An 18,064-nucleotide genomic window follows, 5' to 3' on the forward strand; every position below is an offset into this window, starting at 1 on the left:
AACGCGGAGGAAATCGTGGCGACCAATCCAGCCGAAGTTCTTGGCCTGCCGAAGCCCGCCTGGGCGGCGGACGAGGTCGGCATGCTCTACGACATGGCGACCCGCTTCATGTCGGAGGAGATCGCGCCGCGCTACGACGAATTCGAGAAGAACGAGATGTTCGACCGTGAGAGCTGGCTGAAGGCGGGCGCCGCCGGTTTGCTTTGCGCGTCCATGCCGGAAAAATACGGCGGCTCGGGCGGCACCTTCGCGCATGAGAGCGCCATCATCGAGGCGATCGGCCATGTCGGCGTCGACGGCTTCGGCATCGGCCTGCACAATTCGATCGTCGCCCCTTACATCCTGCATTACGGCTCCGAGGAGCAGAAAGAGAAGTGGCTGCCGAAGCTGGCGACCGGCGAGCTGATCGGCGCCATCGCCATGACCGAGCCCGGCGCCGGTTCCGACCTGCAGGGCGTCAAGACGCGCGCCGAGAAGGACGGCAACCATTACAAGATCAACGGCTCCAAGACCTTCATCACCAACGGCCAGCTCGCCAATCTGATCATCGTCGTCACCAAGACCGATCCTGAAAAGGGCGCCAAGGGCACCTCGCTGATCGTCGTCGAGACCGACGAGGTCGAAGGCTTCGAGCGCGGCCGCAACCTCGACAAGATCGGCCTCAAGGCCAACGACACGTCCGAGCTGTTCTTCAACGACGTGCGCGTGCCGACCTCGAACCTGCTTGGTCACGAGGAAGGCAAGGGCTTCGTCCAACTGATGCAGCAATTGCCGCAGGAGCGGCTGCAGATCGGCACCGGGGCGATCGCCATGATCGAGCGGGCACTGGCTCTCACCATCGATTACGTCAAGGAGCGCAAGGCCTTCGGCAAGGCGATCATCGATTTCCAGAACACCCAGTTCAAGCTCGCCGAGCTGAAGACTGAAGCAACCATCGGCCGCGTCTTCTACAACGACTGCGTCGCCCGCCACATCAATGGCGGCCTCGACCCGGTCACGGCCTCGATGGCCAAGTACTGGCTCAGCGACCTGCAGGGCAAAGTCGTCGACGAATGCCTTCAACTGCATGGCGGCTATGGCTACATGAATGAATATCCGATCGCCCGCATGTACCGCGACGCCCGCGTCCAGCGCATCTACGGCGGCACCAACGAGATCATGAAATTGCTGATCGGGCGCTCTCTCTGAGCGGCGCGACCGGCAAACCCAAGGAGCAGAAAAATGGCCGAAGCTTACGTCTATGACGCCGTGCGCACGCCGCGCGGCAGGGGCAAGAAGGATGGCTCGCTGCACGAGGTACCGGCGGTGCGGCTCGCGGCGAAGGCGCTCGAGGCCTTGCGCGACCGCAACGGGCTCGACACCGGCAATGTCGACGACATCATCTTCGGCTGCGTCGATCCGGTCGGCGAGGCGGGCTCGGTCATTCCGCGCGCCGCCGCCTTCGAGGCCGGCTACGACACCAAAGCGCCGGGCATGCAGATCTCGCGCTTCTGCGCCTCGGGTCTCGACGCCATCAATTTCGGCGCCGCCAAGATCGCGCAAGGCGCCGACGAGATCGTCATCGCCGGCGGCGTCGAATCCATGTCGCGCGTCGGCATGGGCATGTCCGGCGGTTCATGGTTCATGGACCCGTCCGTCGGCCTGCCCGGCTGGTTCGTACCGCAGGGCATCTCGGCCGACCTGATCGCCACCAAGTACGGCTTCAGCCGCGACGATGTCGATGCCTACGCCGTCGAGAGCCAGAAGCGCGCCTTCAAGGCTTGGGACGAGGGCCGCTTCAAGAATTCGGTGATCCCGATCAAGGACCAGAACGGCCTCACCATCCTCGATCATGACGAGCACATGCGGCCTTCGACAGACATGCAGTCGCTGGCCTCGCTCAACCCGTCCTTCGTCATGCCGGGCGAGATGGGCGGCTTCGATGCGGTGGCCGTGCAGAAGCATCCGGAAGTCGAGGAAGTGAACCACGTCCACCATGCCGGCAACTCGTCCGGCATCGTCGACGGCGCCGCCGCCGTGCTGCTGGGCTCCAAGAAGGCCGGAAAGGCGATGGGGCTGAAGCCGCGCGCCCGCATCCGCGCCTTCGCCAATATCGGCTCCGAGCCGGTGCTGATGCTGACCGGCCCGGTCGACGTCACCGAGAAGCTTCTGAAGCGCGCCAAGATGAAACTGTCGGATATCGATTTGTTCGAGCTCAACGAGGCCTTCGCTTCCGTCGTGCTGCGCTACATGCAGGCCTTCGACATCCCGCACGACCAGATCAACGTCAATGGCGGCGCCATCGCCATGGGCCATCCGCTCGGCGCCACCGGCGCGATGATCCTTGGCACGGTGCTGGACGAGTTGGAGCGCAGCGACTTGAACACCGCGCTGGTCACGCTCTGCATCGGCGCCGGCATGGGCACCGCCACCATCATCGAACGCGTCTGACGAGGAGAGAAAAGATGAGCTACACCAATTTCACCCTCGACGTGGACGCTGACGGCATCGTGCTCATCACCTGGGACATGCCGGGCCGCTCGATGAACGTCTTCACCGAAGAGGCGATGCGCGAGCTCAACGCGATCGTCGATCATGTGACCGGCGACGCCGGCATCAAGGGCGCGGTGATCACGTCCGGCAAGGACAGCTTCTCCGGCGGCGCCGACATCACCATGCTACAGAAGATGCTCGCCACCTTCGCCGTCGACAAGGAGAAGGACCTCGAGAAGGCGACCAAGGCGCTGTTCGACAACGCCGGCTATATGACCGGCCTGTTCCGCAAGATCGAGACGTCCGGTAAGCCGTGGGTGTCGGCAATCAACGGCACCTGCATGGGCGGTGCCTTCGAGATGTCGCTCGCCTGCCATGGCCGCGTCGCGGCCGATTCCGACAAGGTCAAGATGGCGCTTCCCGAAGTGAAGATCGGCATCTTTCCCGGCGCCGGCGGCACCCAGCGCGTGCCGCGGCTGACCGACCAGCAGCAGGCGCTGCAGATGCTGACTTCCGGCCAGAATCTCACGCCGCAGAAGGCGAAGTCGATGGGCCTGATACACGAGATCGCCGAGCCGAAGAAGCTCGTCGAGACCGCCAAGGCGATGATCAGGAACGGCCTGAAGCCGGTGGCGCCGTGGGACGAGAAGGGCTTTAAGCTGCCCGGCGGTCCGATCTATTCGGCGGCCGGCGCCAACCTTTGGCCGCCGGCCATCGCCATCCTGCGCCGCGAGACCTACGGCAACTACCCAGCCGCGGCCGCGATCCTGAAATGCGTCTATGAAGGCCTGCTGGTGCCCTTCGACACGGCGCTCAGGATCGAGCAGCGCTACTTCACCGAGATCATGCAGACCAGGGAAGCGGCGGCGATGATCCGCTCGCTGTTCGTCTCGCTGCAGGAGCTGAACAAGGGCGCGCGCCGTCCGGCTGGCGTGCCGGACACCAAGTTCAAGAAGATCGGCATCCTCGGCGCCGGCTTCATGGGCGCCGGCATCGCCTATGTCACCGCCAAGGCCGGCATTCCGGTGGTGCTGCTCGATCGCGACATGGAATCGGCCGCGAAGGGCAAGGCGCATTCCGATAGCCTGATGACGGATCAGGTGAAGAAGGGCCGCGCCAAGCCCGAGGAGAAGGACAAGCTCTTGTCGCTGATCACGCCGACGGCCGACTATGCTGACCTTGCCGGCTGCGACCTTGTTGTCGAGGCGGTCTTCGAGGATTCAGGCGTCAAGAAGCTCGCCACCGAGAAGGCGGAATCCGTGCTGAAGTCCTCGGCGATCTTCGCCTCGAACACCTCGACCATCCCGATCACGTCGCTGGCGAAGAACTCGGCGCGGCCGAAGAATTTTGTCGGCATCCACTTCTTCTCGCCGGTCGACAAGATGATGCTGGTCGAGATCATCCTCGGCAAGAAGACCGGCGATAAGGCGCTCGCGGTCGCCATCGACTTCGTTCGTGCCATTAAGAAGACGCCGATCGTGGTCAACGACACGCGCGGCTTCTACGTCAACCGTTGCGTGCTGCGCTACATGTCAGAAGCCTACAAGATGCTGATCGAAGGCGTGCCGGCGGCGATGATCGAGAATGCCGCCAAGGCCGCCGGCATGCCGGTCGGACCGCTGGCGCTGACCGACGAGACCGCGATCGACCTTGCCCAGAAGATCATGAAGCAGACCATCAAGGATCTCGGCGAGAAGGCCGTCGATCCGAAGCAGATGGCGCTGATCAACACCATGGTCGACACGCATGGCCGCTTCGGCCGCAAGAACGGCAAGGGCTTTTACGACTATCCCGCCAAGCCTGCGAAGAAGAAGCTGTGGCCAGGCCTGAAGGATCTCTATCCGCAGCTCAAGCCGGAGAAAGTCGACTATGAGGAGCTGAAACAGCGCCTGCTGGTCAGCATCGCCCTGGAGGCCGTTCGCGTCATGGAAGAGGGCATCGTCACCGATCCGCGCGAGGCGGATGTCGGCTCGATCCTCGCTTTCGGCTTCGCCCCCTTCACGGGCGGCGCGCTCTCCTACATCGACGGCATCGGCGCCAAGCGTTTCGTCAAGATCGCCAAGGGCCTGCAGAAGAAATACGGGGCCGAGTTCAAGGCGCCCAAGCTTTTGCTCGACATGGCCGAGAAGGGCGAGACCTTCTATCAGCGCTTCGACCCTTACCGGAAGGGCGAGGTGAGGAAGGCCGCCTGACGCGCAGTCATGTATGTCTGGGGGCGCCTCGTGCGCATGATGGCCACGGCGTCTAACCGTGGCCCTTACGTGGTCGGCGATCAGAGTCGGCTGGCCTTTCGCTGCCTGCCGACCGACATCGACTTCAACAGCCATCTCAACAACGCCCGCTACATGATGCTGGCCGATCTCGGCCGCATCGACATCTTCCTGCGCGTCGGCCTTGTCGCGCTGGCGCGTAAGAATGGCTGGGCGCCGATGATCGGCGGGCTGCAGGTGTCCTATGTGCGCGAGATCCGGCTATGGCGCCGCTTCGAGGTAGTGTCGTCGATCGAGACCTGGGATGGCACCTCTGTCATCGGCCGGCACCGCTTCGTCCTCGACAATGGCGAGACGGCGGCGCTGATCTTGACCACGGGCGGCGTCTATGACCGTCGCGGCCGCCGCTTTCTCGAGATCGGCGAGGTCGTCGCAGCGCTCGGCCATTCCGCGCAACCGCGCCCGCCGACCGAAGCCGAGCGGGCGTTCATGATCTCGCACCGGAACCTGCGCGAGCAGGCCAAGCAGGCCTGAGTTTTGTGCGAATGACGCAGCTTTGACGGTAATCCAGCTTCCGCCAGTGGACATTCACACGCACGCGCGCTAGACAACGCTGAGGCATTTTTTCCTGTTTTCGAAGGAGAGCGGACTTGCTCTCGCACGATCGCGTATGGGCCGCAATCGACGCTCTTGCCGAGCGCTATTCGCTGTCGGCTTCCGGTCTCGCCAGGCGCGCGGGCCTCGATTCGACCGCCTTCAACAAGTCGAAGCGCCTGTCCTCCGACGGCCGCCCGCGCTGGCCCTCGACCGAATCGCTGGCCAAGATTATCGAGGCCACCGGCGCCTCGCTGGAAGAATTCACGGTGCTGGTCGAAGGACGCGGCACCACCGCAGCGCCACAGCCGCCGCGCGCAGCCGTGCCGTTGCTCGGCTTCGCCCAGGCTGGCGCCGGCGGCTTCTTCGACGATGCCGGCTATCCCTCGGGGCAGGGCTGGGATCTGGTCGAGCTTCCGACGCGGGCGGCCGAAAGCGCCTATGCGCTGAAGGTCCAGGGCGATTCCATGCTGCCGCTCTACCGCAACGGCGACGTGCTGATCGTCGAGCCGGGCGCGCCGACGCGCAAGGGCGACCGCGTCGTCGTCAAGACCACAGCAGGCGAGGTGATGGCCAAGGTGCTCGATCGGCAGACCGCGAAGTCGATCGTACTGGTCTCGCTCAATCCCGCACACCCGGAGCGCGACATTCCGATGCGCGATGTCGAATGGGTGGCGCGGATCGTCTGGGCAAGCCAATAGGTTCCGGGCTGGTGCGGGTCCTCCATCTTGCTCTCGCGCTTCTCGCGGTTTCGGCAATGGCGGCGCTGGTCATTGCCGGAGGCCGCTCGCTGAAGGGCAGCGAAAGCATCGTCGCGGTCGATCAGATCGATCCGACCGCCGATGCGATGTTGGGGCAAGGCACCGACGCGGCTCCCGAGGAACCGGCGACCTCAGCCATTCTGGCACCGGCCGCACCGCTGCCGCCGAAGCTGGCGGTGCATTCGCGGGCGATCGATCCCGATGTGGTGGCGCCGCCTGAAATGCCCGCCGCCGAGGACCTTGAGCGCGTCGAGCCGCGCGCACCGCTGAGCGAGCTGGCGCTGGCCATGCCGCCCAAGCCGAAAATGCCGGCCGCCTGGAGCGGCACGAAGCTGTTCCAGCCGGTTGCGGCCGCCGCCGGATTGATCGAGGCGAAGGGCTATTCGGTCACCGTTTCGGGCATCGATACCGTCAGAGAGGACGAGACCTGCCCCGGCGATGGCAAATCCTGGGCTTGCGGCATCCGCGCGCGAACGGCATTCCGTGCCTTCCTGCGCGGCCGGGCCGTGGTCTGCAAGGTGCCGCCGGAGGGCGGCCGCGACCTGATTTCGGCCGAGTGCCGGATCGGCAAGCAGGATGTCGGCCAATGGCTGGTCGAAAACGGCTGGGCACGCGCCGCCGAGGGCGGTCCTTATGCCGAGGCCGGCGAAAAGGCGCGCGCGGCGAGGAAAGGCATCTTCGGGCCGGCGCCGGACGTTTCCGGCCTGCCGCCGGTTCCGGCATTCTCTCGCCCGGCGCCTGCCGCGCCGAGCTCGATCCTCGAAGAGGTCGATGGCGTGCTCAGGCAGCCAACTGACCAGCCAGCGCCCGCTCAATGAGCGCGCGCGTCTCGGCGATGCCGTAGAGCGCCGCGAACGAGCCGAAGCGTGGCCCGCGTTCCTGCCCGATCAGCACCTGGTAGATCATCTGGAAGAAGGCGACCGACACGCCGGGGCCGCCTTCAGGGCTCTGCTTGGAATGGTCCTGGTAGCGCTCGATCCGCCGCGCGACGTTGAGCGCCGCGTTCTGGATCGCTTCGCCGTCGGCGCCCTGCGGGAGCGCGCCAAGCGCATCCGAGAGCTTCGCCAACGCCTCTCGCTCGACAGCGTCGGGGGCGCGATAGACCTTGGTCGGCTTCACGAAGTCGTCGAAATAGCGGATGGCATAACCGGTCAGCCGGTCGAGCTCGGGATGCGTCTTCGGCGTCACTCCCGGCGCATGCCGGGAGATGAAGCCCCACAACACCGCCTTGTCATGCGCGTTGGAGGCGCTGACCAGATTGAGCAGCAGCGCGAACGGCACCGGCAGGTCGATGGCCGGCGGATTGCCGTCATGCATGTGCCAGACTGGGTTGCCGAGCCGCTCCTTCCAGGCCTGCCGGGAGTAGGCGGAAAGGAAGGCATAATATTCGTCGACCGCCTTGGGGATAACGTCGAAATAGAGCTTCTTGGCCTGCCGCGGCCGCTGGTACATGTAGAGGCCGAGGCTTTCGGTCGGCGCGTAGGTCAGCCACTCGTCGATGGTGAGACCGTTACCCCTCGACTTCGAGATCTTCTGCCCGTTCTCGTCGAGGAACAGCTCGTAGACGAAATGCTCCGGCGCGCGGCCGCCGAGGATCTCGCAGATGCGGTCGTAGACCACCGCATTGGTCTGGTGGTCCTTGCCGAACATCTCGAAATCGACACCGAGCGCTGCCCAGCGCATGCCGAAATCCGGCTTCCACTGCAGCTTCACCTTGCCGCCGGTGACCGGCAGCGTGGTCTCGGTGCCGTCGTCATCGAAGGTGATGGTGCCGGCCTTGGCGTCGACATGCTTCATCGGCACGTAGAGCACGCGGCCGCTCTTCGGCGAGATCGGTAGGAATGGGCTGTAGGTCGCCTGGCGCTCTGGCCCAAGCGTCGGCAGCATCACCGCCATAATCTCGTCATAGCGCTCGGCGGCGCGCAGCAGCACTTCGTCGAAGCGGCCTTCCTTGTAATACCTCGTCGCGCTGGCGAACTCGTAGTCGAAGCCGAATGTGTCGAGGAAGCGGCAGAGCATCGCGTTGTTGTGATCGGCGAAGCTCGCATAGTCGCCGCCCAAGGGATTGGGCACCGCCGTGAGCGGCATGTGCAGATAAGGCTCAAGTGCCGCGCGATCCGGCACATTGTCCGGAATCTTGCGCATCCCGTCCATGTCGTCGGAGAAACACAACAACTTGGTCTTGACCTTGTCCCCGGTCAGCACCCGGAAGGCGTGCCGCACCATGGTGGTGCGCGCCACCTCGCCGAAGGTGCCGATGTGCGGCAGGCCGGACGGGCCGTAGCCGGTCTCGAACAGGACGGTCTCGGGGAAATCCTTGTTCTTGTAGCGAGCGATGATCTTCTTGGCTTCCTCGAACGGCCAAGCCTTGCTCTCGGCGGCGGCCGCAAGCACCTCGGGATTGAGATCGATGATGTTTGATCCCGTCATGTAAAAGTTCCAGTCATGTGCCGGCTTTCGCCGCAGGGTAAGTTTTTCAACCGGTCTCTAGGCGCGACTGGCCGGAGCGTCAACGATTTGCGGCGGTTTTCCTTGCCGTGCCACAATGGCGCTCCTACGTTAGGACGGCATCATTGAGGAGTTTTGAATGGCTTTGCTGACGCCGCACGAAGCCCTGATCTACCTGATGGTCATCACTTCGGCATCTGACCGCGACATGACCGATGTCGAGCTGGCACGGATCGGCGACGTCGTCCGCTCCTGGCCGGTGTTCATCGATTTCAACCAGGACAGGCTGGTTGAGGTGGCTCAAGCGTGCCAGAAGGCGCTGCATGACAAGGACGGGCTGGAAGGCGTCCTCGCGCGTGCCGCGGAGGCGCTGTCGGAGCGGCTGCGCGACACCGCCTATGCCGCCGCCTTCGAGGTTGCCGCCGTCGATCTCGAAATGCGCATGGAGGAGGTCAGGGTGCTGCAGCTCATCCGCCTCAAGCTCGACCTCGACACGCTGACCGTCGCCGCGATCGCTCGGGCGGCCAAGGCCCGTCTGCGCACGCTGACTTAGGGTTTGTCGATATTCAGGTGAGGCCGGCTTGCGAATGGCGGCATCCTGCGCTTGCGCACGCTGACCTGACATTGGCCCCGACCGAGGGTTGCTGACATTCAGGTCAGGCCGGCATCACCTGAATATCAGCAGCACTCAGAAGAAGCTCACCGGGAAGTAGCGCAGATAGAACTCGGCGAAGGTTCCCTTGATCGAAGTCTCCTGCAGCGCGTAGTCGAAGGCGGCCGCCAGCGCCGGATCGCCCGCCCTGGTGGCGATCGCCATGCCCGAGCCCAGATATTCGGGCGCCAGATATGGGCCGCCGGCAAAGCGGCAGCAGCCGGCCGCATCCGAGCCGCCGAGCCAGAAGGCAAAGCGCATGCCGTCGCCGAAGGCGGTATCGATCTTACCGGCCTTGAGGTCCGCGTAGAGGTCCTCGGGCTTGTCGAAGGGCACGACTTGCACCGTGCTGAAATAGTCGCGCAACATCTTCTCGTGTGCCGAGCCTGCTATGACGCCGACCCGCTTGCTGCGCAGCTTGTCGAGGATCGGCTCGGTGAAGGCCTTCGCCTTCGGCATGATGAAGCGCGCCGGGAACTGCAGGTAGGAACGCGAGAAGGCGTATTTCTCGCGGCTTTCTGGCGTCGCCGCGATGCCGGCGATGATCGCCTCGCCTTCGCCCTTCCGCAGCGCGTCGTCGAGCTCGTTCCAGGGCAGCGCCTGGATCTGGCATTTCTCCACGATGCCGAGTTCAGCGCAGATCGCCCGCGCTAGGTCGATGTGGAAACCCGACAGCCGACCTGAGCCGTCGAGGAAGTTGAAGGGCGGAAAATCGGTGGTGGTGAGGAATCTCAACCTCGGCAGCGCGGAAAGATCGGGCTTGGGCAGCCGCTCCTTGGCGTCCCACAGCACCGGCACCTGCGGCTCCGCGGCCTGAGTCGCGCCGGCGAGCGGCACCACTCCGATCAGCGCCGGGATCAGGGCCAGGGATATCCACCGGAATGTCACGATAAGGCTCCGCCGAGGCATGCCCCCGGCTTTTCGTACGAAATTGACGCAGGCACAACGGTTTTTGATTTCAAACCCGCCAATTGGGCGTATGGTTTAGCATGTTTGCAAGTGGCTGCGCGCGCGGCGGCAAGGAGGAGATCACCGGCGCCGCAGAAGAGCTTGCGATCGGGGGTTGATGGCGAAGGGTGGTTCAGGCATCAACTGATGACTATGAAAATCTGAAGCAACATGGGGTAGATGTTGCGATGAGCATGTTCGATAGAACTCTGGAATACATGGACCAGCTGCAGCACGCCAAAACGGCGGCCGCGGTCTGCGAGCGGCTGCTCGGCGTCACCTCGAATTTCGGGCTGACGGCGTTGATGGCCGGAACCGTGCCGCAGCCCGGCACGCCGCGCGGCCAGCAGAAGGACCATGTGCTGCTGTGCGACTGGCCGGGCGAGTGGCTGGAGCGCTACGTGGCGCGCAACTATGTCGACCATGACCCGGTCGTCAGCCACATGAAGCAATTGCAGGCCCCGTTCCAGTGGCGGGAGGCCTCGCAGGCCATCGTCATCGACAAGAGCAGCGACGAGGTTATGGGCGACGCCCGCGAGTTCAAGCTGCGCGACGGCCTTGCCTTTCCGCTGGTTACGCTCGACGGTCAGATCGTCATGGTCTCGCTGGGCGGCGAGTCCGTCGAGCTGTCGGACGTCGAATTCGGAATGGTGTCGCTGGTGTCCACCTACGCCATCGGCCGCGCCATGCAGCTTCATACAATGGCCAACAAGGTCATCGATCACATTGAATTGACGCCGCGCGAGCGCGAATGCCTGCAATGGGCGGCTGTCGGCAAGTCCGAGTGGGAGATTTCGCAGATTCTCGGCATCTCGGAGCACACCTCCGAGAAGCACCTTCTTAACGCCAAGAGCAAACTGGGCGCCGCCAATCGGGTGCAGGCAGTCGCCGAGGCGATTAGACGCGGCTATATCAGCTAGGTCGGCCGTGCCGGCCTAGAAATTCTTGCCCGCGCGATCGCGCAAAATTTTCGGAAAATCCGCCGTATCTTCCTCTTAAGCTTAAGAGACGGATAATGCTTTCTTAACGCCAAAAGCAAACTGGGCCTTGCCAACCGTGTGCGGCAGTCGCGGAGCCGATTAGGCGTGGCTATATTGTCCGGGTCGGCCGTGCCGGCCTAGAAATTCTTGCCTACGCGATCGCGTAATATTTTCGGGAAAGCCCGGCCGTATCTTCCTCTTAAGCCCAGGAGACGGCTAATGCTTTTTTCTCTCACCACTCAGGAATTGATGGAACGTCCCGACCTGTGGGAAGCGGTTCATCGCCTGCGTCACAAGATCTTCGTCGAGGAGATGGGGTGGACCGATCTTGATCGCCCGGACGGCCTCGAGATCGACCAGTTCGACCATGAGGAGGCCGAACATCATCTCGTCATCCGCAACGGCGAGCTCGCCGGCTACCAGCGCATGCTGCCGACGACGCGGGCTCACCTTCTGACCGACGTGCTGTCGGACCTCTATGAAGGGACGCCGCCCTCGGGGCCGCATGTCTGGGAGCTGACCCGCTATGCGGTGGCGCCGGGCTTCCGTGACGGCAAGCGCGGCGTCTCGACCGTCGGCACCGAGCTGATCGCCGGCTTCGTCGAATGGGGTCTCAAGCGCAATGTCAACCAGGTCATCATCGAGTTCGAACCGATGTGGGTGCTGCGGGCGCTTCAGCTGCACTTCCTGGCCACGCCGCTCGGCTACCAGCGCACCTATGGCAACCAGCAGGTCGTGGCGACGCTGCTCTCCTTCACCGAGCATACGTTGGCGGTGGTGCGCCAGCGCCGCAACCATTTCCTGCCAGTGCTGATGAGAGGCTATCCCGGCCAGCTCGGCCTGAGGCAGGCTTCGTGATGGAGGCGGTCATGAGCTTCCATCCCGAACCGGAACTGCGCGGCCACACGCTGGTCGTCACTGTCTCCTCGCATGATGGCCGGCCGGTGCTCGACAGGCACGCCTATGCGAGCCTCGCCAGGACCTTCCACGAGGCCGCCATCGATGACGACGTCCGCGTGGTCGTGCTGCGCGGCCTCGCCGGCTGCTTCTGCCTCGGCGGCGACTTCTCGGAGTTCCTCGACGCCACCAAGCACCAGCAGCTGATTGCCGCCGTCACCGACATGTTCCGCATGCTTGCGACCTTCCCCAAGCCGGTCCTGGCCTGCGTGGACGGGGATGCCGTCGGCGTCGGCTGCACGATCCTGTTCCACTGCGACATGGTGATCGCTTCCAAGGGAAGCACCTTCAGGGTGCCGTTCGTCGATTTCGGCCTGGTGCCGGACGCCGCGACCAGCATCCTGGCGCCGCAGAAGCTCGGCTATGCCGGCGCGTTCCGCTTCTTCTGCCTGGGCGACACGCTGGGCGTCGACGACGCCAAGGCGCTCGGCCTGGTCGGCGAGATCGTGGAAGGCAGCGCCGAGGAGACAACGTTGGCAAGAGCAAGACAGCTCGCCAAGAAGCCCGTTGCGGCATTGCTGCAGACGCGCGGCCTGCTCAAGGGCGATACGGACGTTCTGTGCGACCGCATCGATCACGAGATATCGCTGTTCCAGCAGGCGCTTCAGGACGATGCCACGCTGAAGCGGCTGCAACGGATCGCCCGCCTGGCGGCGTGAAACTTTCCTAGAAAGACTCAGCGCCGCGTACCCGAGAAGGTGCGCGGCGCTGTAATGTTGAGAACGCCGGCCGAGGCACCGTGAAAGCTACTTCTCCAGGAACGACGGCCCTTCGCCGATGATCTTCTTGTCCTCCTTGCCGACGGCGTCGAGATCGCGCCCGTCATAAGGCAGCGACAACAGGATCCGCTGCATGACGGCGAGCCGCGCGCGCCGCTTGTCGTTGGCGCGCACGACGATCCAGGGCGCGAACTCCTTGTGCGTGCGCTCGACCATCAGGTCGCGCGCCTTGGTGTAGTCGTCCCATTTGTTGATGCCGGCGATGTCGATCGGCGAGAACTTCCAGTTCTTCAACGGCGACCAGCGGCGGTCATGGAACCTTTCAAGCTGCGTCTCGCGGCCGATGTTCAGCCAGAATTTGAAAAAGTGGATCCCTTCGTTGCAGATCATGCGCTCGAAATGCGGCGTCTCATCGAGGAATTTCTCGTGCTGCTCCGGCGTGCAGAACCCCATGACCGGCTCAACGCCGCCGCGGTTGTACCAGGAGCGGTCGAAGGTGACGAACTCGCCCGAGGTCGGGAAGTGGTCGACATAGCGCTGGTAGTACCATTGCCCAAGCTCCGTCGGCGTCGGCTTGGTCAGCGCCACGTTGCGCGCCGTGCGCGGGTTCATGTACTGCCGCAGCACGAAGATCGTGCCGCCCTTGCCGGCCGCGTCGCGCCCCTCGAAAAGCGCCATCACCCGCTTGCCGGTCGCCTGCAGCCAGGCCTGCGCCTTGACCAGCTCGATCTGCAGCCGCTCGAGTTCCTTGTCATACTCCTCGCCTTTCATTTTCTTGTCGTAAGGATAGCCGCCGGCGGTCAGCTTGTTGTCCTCAATCCAGTCCGGAAGCACCGGGTTGTCGATATCAAACTCGCGTTCCTTGCCGCCGATCTTGATCTTGATCGGTCCTGTGGCAGGCGCCGCTTCGGCTTTTTCCTTGGCTTTTTCCATCGAGAAGAACCTTTCCAGCTTGCGGACTCATGCTATGGGAGCCTCTAAGGCGTTGCGTCCGTCTGGACGCAGGGTTGCCGTAGCACTTTGATTTTGCGCATGAACATTCCGGAAAATCGATTCCGATTTTATGGGGTCATGCGCCGGTCCGGTCGGGTGGACTTTCACCGGCGAAGATACGGGGCAGCGCATGGTCGATAGGGGCGCAGACCGAAAAGGCGCAACGCAGGCAGCCGCGTCCCGGCTGCGGCGCAGCCGTTGGTTGCTGGCCGCCGCTGTCGTCGCGGTCCTCGCCGTCTACGCTTTCGGCGGCCTTTCGATCTATGTGCCGCTGTTGGCCCTGGCGCTGCTGGTCGCAGCCGCAATGCTGCCCGCCGACGTCGAACGGCAGTCCGCCGACGAGGCGGCGGCGATCGAGGCCGGCGGCCTACAGTTGCTCTCCGGCGAATATCTGGCCGCCGCCGTTGCCGATCCGCTGATCATCTTCGACCGAACAGCCACCCTCGTCCACGCCAACGCGGCCGCCTTTGCCGCCTTTGGTGGACTGGCGCCCGGCATGTCACTGTCGCTCAAATTCCGCGCGCCGGAAATGCAAGCCTTGCTTGACGGCATCGTCTCGGGAACCGTTGCGTCCGATGTCGTCGACTACAAGGAAAAGCTTCCCGTGGAGCGGACATACCGGGTGAGCGCCTCCTCGGTCGGCCATGCGACCGATCTCTATGTGCTGGTGTTCAAGGATCAGAGCGAGACGCGCCGCATCGAGCGTATGCGCGCCGATTTCATCGCCAATGCCAGCCATGAGCTGCGCACCCCGCTCGCCTCGATCGCCGGCTTCATCGAGACGTTGCGCGGCCCGGCGCGCAAGGATCCGGCGGCCCGCGACCAGTTCCTGCAGATCATGCAGAACCAGACCGGCCGCATGGCGCGGCTGATCGACGACCTTTTGTCGCTGTCGCGGTTGGAGATGAAGCCCTATCTGAAGCCGGGAACCGAGGTCGATCTTCGCCAGACCATCGACAGCGTCATCGATTCGCTCGCGCCGCTGGCCGGCGAGAACGGCCTCGTCATCGAGCGGGATTTCATCGACGGGCCGCATTCCGTGCCCGGCGACCGCGACGAGCTTTTCCAGGTTTTCGAAAACCTTCTGGAGAATGCCTGCAAATACGGCCAGTCGGGCGGACGGGTCACGGTGTCGATTGTCCGCGACGAGGCCGGCCCCGAACCCGGCATCGACGTCACCGTCAGAGATTACGGCCCAGGCATTCCTGAAGAGCATATCCCGCGCATCACCGAACGCTTCTACCGTGTCGATGTCGAAAACAGCCGGACCCAAAAAGGCACCGGTCTTGGCCTGTCCATCGTCAAGCACATACTGACGCGTCACAACGCCAGGCTCTCGATCAAGTCGGAAATCGGCAAAGGCGCAGCCTTCACGGTTCATTTGCCGGCTCACTGAGGCCGCCCTATGTGCTAACAGGAGATTTCTTTTTTCTGTCATGCCGATAGCGTATGAGCGGAGATCGAGGGAACGACACAGGCGGCAGATTCCGGGAAGGCATTTCGCCCATGCAGTCCGTGCACATCGTCAGTGCCTATGACGAAGAACTGAAATTCCTGACGAAGCGCATCGCCGCTATGGGCGGGCATGCCGAGCGCATGGTCGAGCAGGCGGTCGCGGCCCTCGTGAACGCTGATCCGGGTCTGGCACAAAAGGTCATCCAGGACGACATCGTCCTCGACGAAGCGCAGCGCGAGATCGACGACAAGGCGATCATCATCATCGCCAGGCGCCAGCCGATGGCGACGGACCTGCGCGAGATCGTCGGCGCCATCCGTATCTCGGCCGACATCGAGCGCGTCGGCGATCTCGGCAAGAACATCGCCAAGCGCGTCGCGGCGGTCATCGACGGCCGCCAGCCGAGCAGCCTCTTCCGCGGCCTCGAGGCGCTGGCCAATCTGGCGCTGACGCAGCTCAAGGAAGTGCTCGACGTCTATGCCTCGCGCTCGGTCGAGAAGATCGGCTTCGTGCGCGACCGCGACGACCAGATCGACGCCATGTACACTTCGCTGTTTCGCGAGCTCCTAACCTACATGATGGAAGACCCGCGCAACATCACGCCCTGCACGCATCTGCTCTTTTGCGCCAAGAACATCGAGCGGATCGGCGACCACGCCACCAACATCGCCGAAACCATCTATTACATCGTCACCGGCGACCAAATGCCGGCCGACCGGCCGAAGGGCGACAAGACCGACCAGGTGGTGCTTCCCGGACCGGTATCGGCCAAGTGACCCTATATCGGCCCCAGTTTCGGCCCCAATATCGGCCCCCAATATCGGCTAAGTGAACGGGTGGCTCTCGAACAGCCTTTCGATTTAGGCTAAGCTCCTCCAGGCGCGGAGATTTTGTCGGTCGCTGCCTCGGGAGGTTGCGATGGAAAACGTTCGAAACCTGGCCCCGGCCCCGCAGCCGACGTCCGGCATCATTGCGTCTAGCGTCTATTCCGCCGGCAAGCGCGTCGCCGACATCTCGGTCGAGGAGGCCGGCGAATGGTCGGCAAGGCCCGGCCATGTCGTCTGGATCGGCCTGCTCGAGCCCGATCGCAATCTGTTGCTCAGGGTGCAGGCGCAGTTTCATCTGCATGATCTGGCCATCGAGGATGCCGAGCATCCGCATCAGCGGCCGAAGATCGAGCAATATGGCGATGCCTTGTTCATCGTCGCCCGCACAGCACAGCTGATCGATGGCCGCGTCACCTTCGGGGAGACGCATCTGTTCGTCGGCACCGGCTATATCGTCAGCGTCAGGCACGGTCCGTCGACCTCCTACGCCGCGGTGCGTCAGCATTGGGAAAGCTGCCCGGGTTCGCTCGCCAAGGGTGAGGACTTCGTCCTGTATGCCATTCTCGATTTCATCGTCGACAACTACATGCCGGTGCTCGAGCAGATCGAGGACGAGGTCGAGCAGATCGAGGACAAGGTGCTGCTGAAGCCGATGACCGGCACCGACATCGAACGGCTCTACATGCTGCGCCGCGACCTGCTCAGGCTGCGCAACGCGGCGCTGCCGCTGGTCGAGGTCTGCCGGCGGCTCACCAGTGCCGATCTGCCGCAGGTCCATGGCGCCATGCATCCGCTGTTCCGCGACGTGACGGACCATATCCGCACCGTACAGGAAAAGATCGACAGCCTGCGCGAGGTTCTCGCCTTCGCTTTCGAGGCCAGCCTGCTCGTCGGGCAGAGCCAGGAAACGGCGATCTCCAAGAAGCTCGCCTCATGGGCCGCGATCCTGGCTGTGCCGACGGCCTTCGCTGGCATCTACGGCATGAACTTCAGCGACATGCCTGAGCTCAAGATGGAATATGGCTACCCCACCGTGCTGATGGCGATCGCGCTGATCTGCGCGGTGCTGTACTGGCGGTTCAGGAAGAATGGATGGCTGTGAATGGTGAATAGTGAATAGTGAAGGATACTTACTTCACGCGGCCATTATTTGCCGTATCGCCATTCACCGAGCCCGCCGCCGTTCCGCTGCCGGCTGGAACGCCACACGGGCGTGATATTTGCAGTATGGCCCGGTCTCGGCGGCATCGTTGCCGCAGAAGCTGAAATCTTCCGACAGCGGGTCGCCGTTCGGCCATTTGCAGGTGCGCTCGGTTAGCTCGACGAGCTGCAGGTTGCGCGAGATCGGCACGACGACGTTCTCGACCGGGCGGATGTAGTGGCGCGCCACCGGCTCGGCGTCGAACTGCACCTGCAGCGCGGTCGCGCCGATGGAAACCGTCGCATGACGTGCCGTGCTTGCGGCGCGGGCCACCGATTTCTGCATCGAAGCTCCCTGTGCCGTCTTCTTCTGGCGCGCTGGCGCTGCCGTCGCGCGGCCACGGCCCGAAAGTTTCAGGCGATGCACCTTGCCGATGACCGCGTTGCGGCTCACTCCGCCGAGCTGCGCGGCGATCTGGCTGGCGCTGAGGCCCTCCGACCACAATTTCCTGAGAAGTTCGACCCGCTCGTCAGTCCAGTTCATGAGACCGCGCTCCTGCTGAGGCGTGCGACAGTCAGAATCCTTTCCCGACCCGGCTCCTGCCGGGCAAACAACACCACATGTACCGGGTGATTAGGTCCGCCGCACGAAATCTAGTTATTTCTCGACTACAATTACCTTATGGGGTGACTCGGTGACAAGAGTCCCGGAGGCAACACGATTCGGTTTTTTCGGTTTTCCCCAACTTGCCAGACCACTTATGGGCCGGTTATGAGCCGGCGTGGCGCCGGTGCGTTGCCGCGCGCTTCTGCACGACGTTTTCGTTGACTTCATGGCCGAAAAACATGATAAGCCGCAAAGGCCGCCGCATTGGCGGCTTTTTTGATTTCCGGTTCCGGAGACGCA

The 18,064-nt window shown here is 63.6% G+C and carries 17 protein-coding genes; 13 read left to right on the forward strand and 4 right to left on the reverse strand.

All coding sequences use genetic code 11. The features are described from left to right. Nucleotides 1-15 precede the first annotated feature (15 nt). The 6 genes from EH240_RS03740 (at nucleotide 16) to EH240_RS03765 (ending at nucleotide 6,855) form a co-directional block, all read left to right on the forward strand. Nucleotides 16-1,188 carry an acyl-CoA dehydrogenase family protein gene (locus EH240_RS03740; RefSeq protein WP_124996074.1) on the forward strand — a complete coding sequence of 391 codons (1,173 nt, stop codon included), beginning with the start codon at nucleotides 16-18 and terminating at the stop codon, nucleotides 1,186-1,188. Between the two features lie 33 nt (nucleotides 1,189-1,221). Beyond that, a complete protein-coding gene (locus tag EH240_RS03745) occupies nucleotides 1,222-2,430 on the forward strand; it encodes an acetyl-CoA C-acetyltransferase (RefSeq protein WP_124996075.1) in 1,209 nt (402 codons plus the stop codon). Nucleotides 2,431-2,444: 14 nt separating this feature from the next. Continuing rightward, entirely contained in the window at nucleotides 2,445-4,664 is a 2,220-nt protein-coding gene (locus EH240_RS03750; RefSeq protein ID WP_124996076.1) for a 3-hydroxyacyl-CoA dehydrogenase NAD-binding domain-containing protein, read from the forward strand. A gap of 9 nt (nucleotides 4,665-4,673) precedes the next feature. Beyond that, nucleotides 4,674-5,216 (forward strand): thioesterase family protein, encoded by a 543-nt coding sequence (locus EH240_RS03755; RefSeq protein ID WP_124996077.1) that lies wholly within the window; start codon nucleotides 4,674-4,676, stop codon nucleotides 5,214-5,216. Between the two features lie 116 nt (nucleotides 5,217-5,332). Further along, a complete protein-coding gene (locus EH240_RS03760; RefSeq protein WP_124996078.1) occupies nucleotides 5,333-5,977 on the forward strand; it encodes a S24 family peptidase in 645 nt (214 codons plus the stop codon). An 11-nt stretch (nucleotides 5,978-5,988) separates the two neighbouring features. Next, nucleotides 5,989-6,855, forward strand: a complete 867-nt coding sequence (locus EH240_RS03765; protein ID WP_245435816.1) for a thermonuclease family protein — start codon at nucleotides 5,989-5,991, stop codon at nucleotides 6,853-6,855. On the opposite strand, the gene EH240_RS03770 is transcribed toward EH240_RS03765, so the two are convergent. After that, on the reverse strand, nucleotides 6,818-8,467 hold the full coding sequence (locus tag EH240_RS03770; RefSeq protein ID WP_124996079.1) for a lysine--tRNA ligase: 1,650 nt from the start codon (nucleotides 8,465-8,467) through the stop codon (nucleotides 6,818-6,820). The genes EH240_RS03765 and EH240_RS03770 overlap by 38 nt on opposite strands. A gap of 157 nt (nucleotides 8,468-8,624) precedes the next feature. Between EH240_RS03770 and EH240_RS03775 the strand changes: the two genes are divergently transcribed. Beyond that, complete coding sequence (locus tag EH240_RS03775; protein WP_167483909.1) at nucleotides 8,625-9,038, forward strand: tellurite resistance TerB family protein; 414 nt, start codon at nucleotides 8,625-8,627, stop codon at nucleotides 9,036-9,038. A gap of 135 nt (nucleotides 9,039-9,173) precedes the next feature. On the opposite strand, the gene EH240_RS03780 is transcribed toward EH240_RS03775, so the two are convergent. After that, complete coding sequence (locus EH240_RS03780; RefSeq protein WP_245435817.1) at nucleotides 9,174-10,025, reverse strand: ABC transporter substrate-binding protein; 852 nt, start codon at nucleotides 10,023-10,025, stop codon at nucleotides 9,174-9,176. A 248-nt stretch (nucleotides 10,026-10,273) separates the two neighbouring features. Between EH240_RS03780 and EH240_RS03785 the strand changes: the two genes are divergently transcribed. The 3 genes from EH240_RS03785 to EH240_RS03795 all read left to right on the forward strand — a co-directional run bounded on the left by EH240_RS03785 (nucleotide 10,274) and on the right by EH240_RS03795 (nucleotide 12,681). Then, nucleotides 10,274-11,005 carry a helix-turn-helix transcriptional regulator gene (locus EH240_RS03785; RefSeq protein ID WP_124996081.1) on the forward strand — a complete coding sequence of 244 codons (732 nt, stop codon included), beginning with the start codon at nucleotides 10,274-10,276 and terminating at the stop codon, nucleotides 11,003-11,005. Between the two features lie 279 nt (nucleotides 11,006-11,284). After that, a complete protein-coding gene (locus tag EH240_RS03790) occupies nucleotides 11,285-11,923 on the forward strand; it encodes an acyl-homoserine-lactone synthase (protein ID WP_124996082.1) in 639 nt (212 codons plus the stop codon). An 11-nt stretch (nucleotides 11,924-11,934) separates the two neighbouring features. Next, a complete protein-coding gene (locus EH240_RS03795; protein WP_124996083.1) occupies nucleotides 11,935-12,681 on the forward strand; it encodes an enoyl-CoA hydratase-related protein in 747 nt (248 codons plus the stop codon). A gap of 87 nt (nucleotides 12,682-12,768) precedes the next feature. On the opposite strand, the gene ppk2 is transcribed toward EH240_RS03795, so the two are convergent. Next, the gene (gene ppk2, locus EH240_RS03800) at nucleotides 12,769-13,674 is read right to left on the reverse strand and encodes a polyphosphate kinase 2 (protein ID WP_124996084.1); all 906 of its coding nucleotides are present in this window, start codon (nucleotides 13,672-13,674) and stop codon (nucleotides 12,769-12,771) included. A gap of 190 nt (nucleotides 13,675-13,864) precedes the next feature. Between ppk2 and EH240_RS03805 the strand changes: the two genes are divergently transcribed. The 3 genes from EH240_RS03805 to EH240_RS03815 all read left to right on the forward strand — a co-directional run bounded on the left by EH240_RS03805 (nucleotide 13,865) and on the right by EH240_RS03815 (nucleotide 17,119). Continuing rightward, entirely contained in the window at nucleotides 13,865-15,130 is a 1,266-nt protein-coding gene (locus EH240_RS03805; RefSeq protein WP_124996085.1) for an ATP-binding protein, read from the forward strand. 110 nt (nucleotides 15,131-15,240) lie between these two features. Beyond that, the gene (phoU, locus tag EH240_RS03810; protein WP_124996086.1) at nucleotides 15,241-15,966 is read left to right on the forward strand and encodes a phosphate signaling complex protein PhoU; all 726 of its coding nucleotides are present in this window, start codon (nucleotides 15,241-15,243) and stop codon (nucleotides 15,964-15,966) included. Nucleotides 15,967-16,108: 142 nt separating this feature from the next. Then, a complete protein-coding gene (locus tag EH240_RS03815; protein ID WP_124996087.1) occupies nucleotides 16,109-17,119 on the forward strand; it encodes a magnesium and cobalt transport protein CorA in 1,011 nt (336 codons plus the stop codon). A 63-nt stretch (nucleotides 17,120-17,182) separates the two neighbouring features. Here the strand turns inward: EH240_RS03815 and EH240_RS03820 are convergent, their stop codons facing one another. Next, entirely contained in the window at nucleotides 17,183-17,701 is a 519-nt protein-coding gene (locus EH240_RS03820; protein WP_124996088.1) for a GcrA family cell cycle regulator, read from the reverse strand. Nucleotides 17,702-18,064: the final 363 nt, after the last annotated feature.

The organism is Mesorhizobium tamadayense (assembly GCF_003863365.1).
GTDB classification, from domain to species: Bacteria; Pseudomonadota; Alphaproteobacteria; order Rhizobiales; family Rhizobiaceae; genus Mesorhizobium; species Mesorhizobium tamadayense.